The sequence below is a fragment of the Providencia heimbachae ATCC 35613 genome (assembly GCF_001655055.1).
GTDB classification, from domain to species: domain Bacteria; phylum Pseudomonadota; class Gammaproteobacteria; order Enterobacterales; family Enterobacteriaceae; genus Providencia; species Providencia heimbachae.
In genome coordinates this window covers 1-9,234 of sequence record NZ_LXEW01000045.1, presented here as the reverse complement: position 1 = coordinate 9,234, position 9,234 = coordinate 1, and the positions used below count along the sequence as shown (strand labels likewise).

8 protein-coding genes and 1 tRNA gene are annotated in these 9,234 nt (G+C 39.9%); 6 read left to right on the top strand and 3 right to left on the bottom strand.

Going from position 1 to position 9,234, the window contains the following annotated elements; all coding sequences use genetic code 11:
* Window positions 1-283: 283 nt before the first annotated feature.
* The gene (locus tag M998_RS15915; RefSeq protein WP_068909770.1) at window positions 284-751 is read right to left on the bottom strand and encodes a GyrI-like domain-containing protein; all 468 of its coding nucleotides are present in this window, start codon (window positions 749-751) and stop codon (window positions 284-286) included.
* A 199-nt stretch (window positions 752-950) separates the two neighbouring features.
* Here M998_RS15915 and M998_RS15910 point away from each other — a divergent pair, with 199 nt between their 5' ends.
* Complete coding sequence (locus tag M998_RS15910) at window positions 951-1,307, top strand: hypothetical protein (RefSeq protein ID WP_068909769.1); 357 nt, start codon at window positions 951-953, stop codon at window positions 1,305-1,307.
* Window positions 1,308-1,929: 622 nt separating this feature from the next.
* Here M998_RS15910 and M998_RS15905 read toward each other — a convergent pair.
* Window positions 1,930-2,006, bottom strand: a tRNA-Arg gene (locus M998_RS15905).
* Window positions 2,007-2,194: 188 nt separating this feature from the next.
* Here M998_RS15905 and folD point away from each other — a divergent pair.
* From folD to fruA, 5 genes are all read left to right on the top strand, one after another.
* Window positions 2,195-3,052, top strand: a complete 858-nt coding sequence (gene folD / locus M998_RS15900; RefSeq protein ID WP_068909767.1) for a bifunctional methylenetetrahydrofolate dehydrogenase/methenyltetrahydrofolate cyclohydrolase FolD — start codon at window positions 2,195-2,197, stop codon at window positions 3,050-3,052.
* A gap of 17 nt (window positions 3,053-3,069) precedes the next feature.
* On the top strand, window positions 3,070-3,282 hold the full coding sequence (gene ybcJ / locus M998_RS15895) for a ribosome-associated protein YbcJ (RefSeq protein ID WP_068446089.1): 213 nt from the start codon (window positions 3,070-3,072) through the stop codon (window positions 3,280-3,282).
* A 392-nt stretch (window positions 3,283-3,674) separates the two neighbouring features.
* Window positions 3,675-4,820 carry a fused PTS fructose transporter subunit IIA/HPr protein gene (fruB, locus tag M998_RS15890; RefSeq protein ID WP_068909765.1) on the top strand — a complete coding sequence of 382 codons (1,146 nt, stop codon included), beginning with the start codon at window positions 3,675-3,677 and terminating at the stop codon, window positions 4,818-4,820.
* A complete protein-coding gene (fruK, locus tag M998_RS15885) occupies window positions 4,817-5,761 on the top strand; it encodes a 1-phosphofructokinase (protein ID WP_068446092.1) in 945 nt (314 codons plus the stop codon). The genes fruB and fruK overlap by 4 nt, the downstream gene beginning before the upstream one ends.
* 11 nt (window positions 5,762-5,772) lie before the next feature.
* Entirely contained in the window at window positions 5,773-7,458 is a 1,686-nt protein-coding gene (gene fruA, locus M998_RS15880; protein WP_068446094.1) for a PTS fructose transporter subunit IIBC, read from the top strand.
* Between the two features lie 138 nt (window positions 7,459-7,596).
* Here fruA and M998_RS15875 read toward each other — a convergent pair whose 3' ends face one another.
* Complete coding sequence (locus M998_RS15875; protein ID WP_068909763.1) at window positions 7,597-8,664, bottom strand: protein-tyrosine phosphatase family protein; 1,068 nt, start codon at window positions 8,662-8,664, stop codon at window positions 7,597-7,599.
* Window positions 8,665-9,234: the final 570 nt, after the last annotated feature.

The following is a 9,234-nucleotide window of genomic DNA, read 5'->3' as shown; positions in this document are numbered from 1 at the left end:
CGGTTTATGTTGATAAGGTTAATGATATCTTACGTCAAAAAAAACCAATCTTGCAATAAGCTAAAAATGAAGATTGATTTACGATGTTATTTAATTATTTTTAGCTATTTCAAGCATTCTCAATCTATCGCTTCGGTTCTGGTTTCTTTCTTTGGTACATGGTGCGCGTTCTTTAGCTTGTAGTGTCTGAGCTACACCGGTTCTACAAGAATGTTATCGCTGAATGAAAACGGGTAGTTTTGACTAATACACCCATTTAATATGAAAGGTATTATTAATATTCTTATTTTTTTATAATTGGTACTAGTAGGGTAAAATACTCTTTATCACAAAAATTAACCGGATAAACTTCAAGGGCTGCCTCCATGTAATTTAATCCATATTCCTTTTGTTCATTTGCCCAGCGACCGTAAATATCTTGATAAGCATCTGTGAGTTTTGAAAGATGCGGCACTGTTGTTTGTAAATATAATGTTTTTGGTAAGACTGATTTAATTAACCCATCGGTAATCATCTCGTCAGTTACCTCTACTACAGCCTTATAAATAAATCGATTTTCATCCAGCATTCTTGATACACCAAAACTTTCGACTTCTAAATCGGCTTTATTTTTCTTTTGTAGGCTTAAAAATAGAGGAACAAATTTTTGCCATAAAGCAGGACAATCCACTATCGCTTTTTGCATATCAGTTTCGACTGAAATACCCGCGACGGTACGTTCCGGTAATTCAATTATTGAATAAGTAAACATCACTAGACTCCTTGTGTATTAATGATTGATTATCTACACGAGGATATAACACAATTTCCAATAGTCAAAATGAAATGAACTTCATCATCAGGCCACACAGGAATGGACCGAAGAATGATTGGATATTTAGTCCATTTCTGACTACATAATCTCACCGGGTAGCGTAGTATCGCTTAACTTAAAATAGAGGGAGAAATTAATGAAAAAGTTACTATTAATAGCAACTATGGTTTTGTTTTCTTTTGGCTCATACGCTAATGAAGGAAAGGAATACACAGTAGAGCAATTGCGCAAGATGATAGAAGACAAGGAATATCCAGCCATTTCAGCATATAAAGAAACGGGTAGCGGTGATATGGATGATGTTAAGTCATGCAAGGATAGAGTAGTAAGTAGGTCTGTTAATTTCTCAGAATATCCTATTACAGTTGAACAAGATGTTGAAAATGAAATATATGAATCAGTAGTATGGATGCCAAACTATGCTCAAAAAGTAATTTGTGAAATAAAAGATGATAAAGCAAGAGGCACCCAATTAGATGCTACATATAAGTAATAATCTCAGGCGCCTCTGTTAAGGTGCCATTCCTTCACGTATAGAGTAAATTAAAGAGAAATTGAGCATGAGAAACTGGTTTAATTATCTAATATTTTTTACAATTGTATTTTTAATCGCTAAATGTATATCAACTATAGCTCCAAATGTTAACTTTCCTGGTTAATACTGCATTTGGGGAATCTAACCTGTCCTTAGGCTGGCAGCTAACCCAATAAGCGGTCTCTATTCCACGTAAAATTCTAGTATGCCCTTTAATTGGGGATTCTTTCGTTATATAAATCATTCTTGATGTATATATGAATAAACAAAATATAAATAAACAAAGCTATTTCATAGACAAAAATAATGCCAGTGATATACCACTTGAAGGTGGTGGAGTTCTTATTGAAGATACACACTTGACTAAAGTATTTTAGCTTATAAATAAAAGAATAGTGGAATTAGAAAGGAAGGTTGAGAAATTGCATAAAGAAAAATAGGTAGTGCAATGGCCGTTAGCGGGTGCCAGTATTGTGGGTATGTTAATTCATTTCTATAGAATACAGCATGGATAATGATGTTGATTTGACTATGGATAGCGATACAAGGATTAAAACAGGTGTATCTCATTGAAAATTAATGGTGCGCCCTGCAGGATTCGAACCTGCGGCCTACGGCTTAGAAGGCCGTTGCTCTATCCGACTGAGCTAAGGGCGCATTGAGGTATGCGTTCAGCCTATCTGGCTGATGGCGTTGAATTATACGGTTGCTGAGCGCCGAGTCAATGGCTTTTCACTACTAAAATAACGATATGCTCATTTTATGTAACAGATTGAACTGACATTCGCGTTAACTTCTGACAAAATAGGCGCATCACCGCGTCTCATATATGGATTAAGTTACAGATGTTAGCAAAAATTATTGATGGGAAAACGATTGCGCAGACAATTAGGCAAGAAGTTGCCCAAAAAGTACAATCTCGTTTATCTAATGGTAAACGCGCGCCAGGTCTTGCCGTTATTTTAGTTGGTGCAAACCCAGCTTCGCAAATTTATGTCGGTAGCAAGCGTCGTGCATGCGAAGAAGTCGGTTTCTTATCCCGCTCTTACGATTTACCGGATACCACAACTGAAGCAGAATTACTGAAACTAATTGATGACTTAAACCAAGACCCTGTCATTGATGGCATCTTAGTACAACTTCCTCTTCCTGCGGGTATCGATAACGTCAAAGTGATTGAACGTATTCACCCTGACAAAGATGTCGATGGCTTCCACCCTTATAACGTCGGCCGCCTATGCCAACGCGCGCCTCGCCTGCGACCTTGTACGCCAAGAGGGATCGTCACCCTACTTGAACGCTACGATATCAATACTTATGGGTTAAATGCCGTTATCATTGGCGCATCGAATATCGTTGGTCGTCCAATGAGCCTTGAGTTGCTATTAGCGGGCTGCACAACTACCGTTACTCACCGTTTTACCAAAGACTTAGAGCAGCATGTACGCAATGCTGACTTGCTTGTTGTCGCGGTTGGTAAGCCGAATTTCATTCCCGGTGAGTGGGTCAAACCCGGCGCTATCGTCGTTGATGTCGGTATTAATCGCTTAGACAACGGTAAAGTGACTGGTGATGTCGATTTTGATGAAGCCTCAAAACGTGCCGCATGGATAACACCAGTGCCGGGCGGTGTTGGGCCAATGACTGTCGCAACCTTGATTCAAAACACGCTGCAAGCGTGCGAAGAGTATCACGATATTTAATAAAATCTGGAGCAACAATGGAAATTTTCAATCTTGAAGGGCATCCGCATGTTGAATTATGCGACTTGCTAAAAATTCAAGGATGGGCAGAAAGTGGCGCTATGGCTAAAGCAATGATTGCTGATGGTCGAGTGCAAGTTGATGGCGTTATCGAAACTCGCAAACGCTGCAAAATTTTAGCTGGAAAAATCGTTTCTATGGGAAGCGAGAAAGTTAAAATCGAAGAATAATTTGTCTCAGTAAGCTGAAATTCCCTTCAGCTTACTTATTTTCACATCAAATCATCTATCCCCGTCTATTTTTTATAAAATAATCACAAATATTTATTTTCCTAAATAATAACTAATTTAACCTTTTCTTTTTATTTGCTTTTATTCCAACTAAAAGCAAAAACAACACTTCAGCTAAACTTCAGCTTATCTAAAAATGAAGATTAAAAATAATATATAAAGCGAAATTAAACTCTTTTTTGTAATCGATATCTCATTTTTAAACGCCCACATAATAGACAAGCCTTAACGATTCAGCTATATTTGTTAACGATAACACGTTTAGTAATTGATCGGTTTCAGTGCTCAACTCCAACTGTTCCGATCCTTAATAAGAATAATCAGGAGAAATTATGTTCAACCTGTCACTTAACGATATACATATTGGTGCAACCGCACCAAATAAACAAAATGCGATTGAACTAGTTGCCGCTGCACTCACTGAAGCTGGGTATGTCAAAAACGGTTATGTTCAAGGCATGCTAGAAAGAGAACACCAAGCACCAACCTTTTTAGGAAATGGCATCGCTATTCCCCATGGAACAACGGATACCCGTGCCCAAGTGCTAAATACCGGTTTTGCTGTCTTTCAATTTCCACAAGGAATTGATTGGGGTGATGGACAAACCGCTTATATTGTTATTGGTATTGCAGCACAATCAGATGAACATTTAGCGCTACTACGCCAATTAACACATGTTATTAGCGATGAAAACATTGCCCAAGCAATGGCGAAAGCAGGTTCAGCTGAAGAACTGAAAAGCTTATTAATGGGTGATAATCAAGTTCAGCCACTTAAGTTTGATGACTCAACCGTGATCCTCAATACAAATGTCGACAATATGAATGCCCTTAAACTGCAAAATATTGTTAATTTGCAGAATATACAGGTTATCAGCACCGACTTTATTACTCGTGTCTTAACTGAAGCACCTATCTACTTAGGACAAGGTGTTTGGTTAAGTGATAGCGTCGTGGGAAATATTCATAGCGCGATTGCATTATCAACAGTTAAACATCAATTTAGCTATCAAGATAAACCTGTAAAAATCTTAATCACTATTTCCTATGCAAATAACCAAGTCGATACTTTTTTATCAATTATTAGCCAATTATTACAGCATAAAAAAATCGATGATTTGCTGAAAATTGATAACGTTAACAACTTAATTAGTTTATTTTCCGGTCAACCTGATGAGTCTGAAAGTGCAGAACGAGGCATAACCGAAGAGTTTATCGTCCGAAACCCTCACGGATTACACACCCGCCCTAGCACCTTACTTGTCAGTACGATAAAAAAATTCGAAAGCACTATTACCGTAAGTAACTTGGATGCTGCGGCAACACCGGTGAATGGTCGCAGCCTAATGAAAATGGTCAGCTTAGGGGCTAAATGTGGCCACCGCTTACGTATCCATGCTGAGGGGACTGATGCGCAAGAAGCAATATCAGCGATTGGCGCAGCAATTAATGCAGGTCTTGGAGAGGAAATAGCATGAACAGGAGAGTTGCAACCATCACCTTAAACCCAGCTTATGATTTAGTTGGGCTATTACCTGAAATAGATAAAGGTGAAGTTAATCTCGTCAAAACTGCGGGTTTACATGCCGCGGGTAAAGGTATTAACGTTGCCAAGGTTCTAAAAAATTTAGGTATTGATGTCACTGTCGGGGGCTTTTTAGGCAAAGAGAACCAAGACGGTTTTCAAAAAGCTTTTGGTGATACAGGCATTGCTAATCGCTTTCAAATCGTTGAAGGACGTACGCGTATCAATGTGAAATTGACTGAAAAAACCGGCTCAGTCACTGATTTTAATTTCTCAGGCTTTGAAGTCACCAAAGCAGATTGGCAACGTTTCGTGACTGACTCTCTGAGTTGGGCGGGTCAATTCGATATGATCTGCGTCAGTGGTAGTGTTCCACAAGGGGTAGATTTAGATGATTTTACTAAATGGATGCAACGTCTACGCAATGAATGCATGTGTGTCATTTTCGATAGTAGCCGCGAAGCACTCGTCGCTGGGCTAAAGGCCTCCCCTTGGTTAGTAAAACCCAATCACCGGGAATTGGAGATTTGGGCAGGCAGGCCATTACCAACACATAAAGACATCATTGAGGCTGCCAACCAATTACGCAATCAAGGTATTGCCCATGTCGTCATTTCTTTAGGTGAAGAAGGTGCCATGTGGGTTAACTCATCCGGCGCTTGGTTTGCTAAACCACCTAAATGTGAAGTGATAAGTACAGTAGGTGCGGGTGATTCCATGGTTGGCGGGCTTATTTACGGCCTAATGATGAGGCAAACCAGCGAACATACATTACGTTTGGCAACGGCGGTTTCTGCATTAGCGGTTTCTCAACCCAATGTGGGCGTTACCGATAGAACCCAACTTGCTCGCATGATGGCTCGTATCGATTTACAACCTTTCGCTGCTGAATGAGGATGGACACAATGAAAATATGGGTTACTGCAAATAATCAGCAAGGTCCAGCCGCCGTTTGGCTCGCGCTTGATGCCTTAAAAAATGCGGCTGCCAAACAAGGCTTATCGATCACAGATACCGCAACAGAAGCTGAACTTATTATTATTTTTGGTGATGAGCTAACTAGTGACATTCCAGCCGAAAATAAAAAAATCTATTTTGGTCGCTTAGAAGACGCGCTAAAAGACCCGGTTGAGTTTTTAACGCAAGCAAAAACCAACGCCACCGTTATAGATAAACAAGCGACAACATCAAGCCATTCTCTTTCCGTACTCGCGGTTACCGCATGTCCTACAGGCGTTGCACATACTTATATGTCCGCTGAAGCGCTTGAACTTGAAGCGAAAAAACGCGGCTGGAAAATTAAAGTAGAAACTCGTGGCTCTGTGGGTGTGGGCAATGAAATTACTGCAGAAGATATTGATCAAGCAGACTTGGTGATCGTCGCCGCAGATATCGAAGTGAATGTTGACAAATTTGCAGGCAAAAGGATGTACCGCACTTCCACCAGCGCTGCGCTGAAAAAAACCGCTCAAGAGATGGATAAAGCGCAAAAAGATGCAGTGGTGTTCAACCCTAAAGGAAAAACATCTTCAGAAACATCAGCTCAAGGTGAAAAACGTGGCGTTTATAAGCATCTCCTCACGGGTGTTTCTTATATGTTACCCATGGTTGTCGCCGGTGGTCTTTGCACCGCGCTGTCATTTGCTTTTGGTTTAGATGCATCCCAAGTTAAAGGTACTCTCGCATGGGCATTGAAACTGATCGGTGGTGATACCGCATTAGGTTTAATGGTTCCTGTGCTGTCTGCTTATATTGCTTATTCCATTGCCGATAGAACGGGGTTAACCCCAGGTTTAGTGGGTGGTGCGCTTGCGGTTACTCTCGGAGCCGGCTTTCTTGGCGGGATAGTATCAGGGTTCTTAGCTGGTTATTGTGCGCAATTTTTAAGCACTAAAATCAAATTACCGCAGTCAATGTCCGCATTAAAACCGATTTTAATTGTTCCATTACTTTCCACATTAGTGACAGGCCTTGCCATGATTTATGTCATTGGGCAACCAGCCGCATTCTTAATGTTGAAACTCACCACTTGGTTGATTTCGATTCAAGGCGCTAATGCGATTATTTTAGGGGCAATTTTAGGTGCGATGATGTGTACCGATATGGGAGGCCCCATTAATAAGGCGGCCTATGCTTTCGGGGTTAGCCTCTTAAGTTCACAATCCTACGCACCGATGGCGGCAATTATGGCGGCGGGAATGGTACCACCACTCGCGATGGGTCTAGCCACTGTTTTAGCCCGTCGTAAATTTGTTCAAGCTGAACGAGAAGCCGGTAAAGCCTCTTTTGTTTTAGGCTTGTGTTTTATTTCTGAAGGTGCAATCCCGTTTGCTGCGAAAGACCCAATCCGTGTACTGCCGGTATGTATCATTGGTGGCGCATTAACCGGGGCATTATCGATGTTCTTTGGGATCCAATTAATGGCACCACATGGGGGGTTATTCGTTCTACTGATCCCCGAAGCTGTTAACCATATCATGATGTACTTATTCGCTATTGTAGCCGGTACGCTAGTTTCAGGCGTTTTGTATGCCATCTTAAAGAAAACCAGTTCACCAGAAGCAGAGCAAGAAATGGCAAGCATTGCTTAATCCATTATTTATAGAAAGTCCCTTGTGTGTTTTATCCCCCTTATGGGGGATTTTTTATCACTACAACTTTCAACCTCATGAATAATATCGACAAGCAGTATTTGGTAACAAACAAAAAATATTAGCGGAACTTTTCTCTTATAAATTAAGTAATGTTTGATATTGTGATTCTGTTTGTACCATATCAGGGTTTCCTGACTCGCGTAATGACAATACAATCTCAGATGCCGTTAAGGTATTATCTCGTTTCATCAGTTGCATTGTGGCGACTAATACGCCTGTGCGACCAATGCCTGCTTTACAATGAATTACCGGTAATAGTTTATCTTTATTACCGATTGCTGTACTTCCCATTTTAATTAACTCACCAATCCTTCCCTGAACAAGCACCCCGACAATGCTATTCAAACTTTTAATATCATCAACACTTATTGTTTCCCTATCAGTCCAATTTGTCACGTGTATAACAGGTACTGTAATATTTTTATCACCGCCAAATAAGTCCATATTATAATGATCAAGTTTTAATTGGCTGTTAGTTTTCGCATCATTATTAGTACTTACCTTAAAATCTTTTTTTTCTAGCCTCGATTTAACTTCAATCGCCCCATATTTTTTATTACCCATAAAATAAGGTTCTAATTTATAACTCTGCGAGCTGGGATCATAAATATCATTTGCAGATGCTAATACCACTAATACTGGGGTTCTATTTTCAATTAACATCATTAAATGATTTTCAATCGATTGAGTGTCATTACATGGATACTGGGAACGTATCGCAATATTTTCACCCCCAATTTGTAGCCGATTGGCAGGCAAGCCAATCAACTTGCCTTCTTTATTAGTAATAAATAGCTGGGTTTGTTTTGCTGTAGTGATATCTGAATAGCGCTGCCCTTCAACTTTAGAGTCATAAACGATGCCTTTATTTTGGATCATCATTTTTGTGTCCTGCTCAAGAGTTTGAAAGTGACTTATTGGTTTTTTTTGTTGATTCATATCGACGCGAGCTCCGGCTAAATCAAGTTTTAATCTCATCCCCTTGCGGCGCGCAGCTAATTTCCCCGAAGGGGGGGTACTGACTGAATTTATATTTTGCACCGTATTAATATTATTTGAAAAACTATTGTTTGTATCAATCGAAGTGGCTGTAGAGGTTATTGCAGATAATACAGGCGTACGGACAGAGTTAATTGGCAGCATGATGGTCCTTATCTAGGTTTTAAAATGACGATTTAAATCAGCAATAAATTGTCGAGGATTCAAATTCATTCATTAGTATTTTCTAGAAAGGAGAAACGCGCTTGCATATTTAGCTTAAAAAAGAGAAAGAAACTCAGGTTAAAATGCTAAAGAAAATCAAAAAAAATACTTTATTATTAATTGGTTATTTAATTTTAGTTCATTAATTAAAATTCGAAATATAACGCGTATTTAATACGCTAAAGAGTTCGAATTGTCGCAAGGCGGCAAGTGAAACTAATCCCTAGGAACGTAGATAACTACGTGACTAGGGTTAGTAAGCGTAGCCAACACCGCGACAGTTCGAAATATGACGCGTATTTAATACGCTAAAGAGTTCGGATTGTCGCAAGGCGGCAAAACAAGGATAGCTCGGGGAGCATACAAAAGTATGTGACCCGAGTAGCCGAGTGAAGCCAACACCGCTACAGCTCGAAATATAATGCGTATTTAATACGCTAAAGAGTTCGAATTGTCGCAAGGCGGCAAGTGAAACTAATCCCTAGGAACGTAGATAACTACGTGACTAGG

Coding starts and splice junctions, on each gene's coding strand:
- M998_RS15915 (WP_068909770.1), bottom strand. CDS start 751: ATGTTTACTTATTCAATAATTGAATTACCGGAACGTACCGTCGCGGGT.
- M998_RS15910 (WP_068909769.1), top strand. CDS start 951: ATGAAAAAGTTACTATTAATAGCAACTATGGTTTTGTTTTCTTTTGGC.
- folD (WP_068909767.1), top strand. CDS start 2,195: ATGTTAGCAAAAATTATTGATGGGAAAACGATTGCGCAGACAATTAGG.
- ybcJ (WP_068446089.1), top strand. CDS start 3,070: ATGGAAATTTTCAATCTTGAAGGGCATCCGCATGTTGAATTATGCGAC.
- fruB (WP_068909765.1), top strand. CDS start 3,675: ATGTTCAACCTGTCACTTAACGATATACATATTGGTGCAACCGCACCA.
- fruK (WP_068446092.1), top strand. CDS start 4,817: ATGAACAGGAGAGTTGCAACCATCACCTTAAACCCAGCTTATGATTTA.
- fruA (WP_068446094.1), top strand. CDS start 5,773: ATGAAAATATGGGTTACTGCAAATAATCAGCAAGGTCCAGCCGCCGTT.
- M998_RS15875 (WP_068909763.1), bottom strand. CDS start 8,664: ATGCTGCCAATTAACTCTGTCCGTACGCCTGTATTATCTGCAATAACC.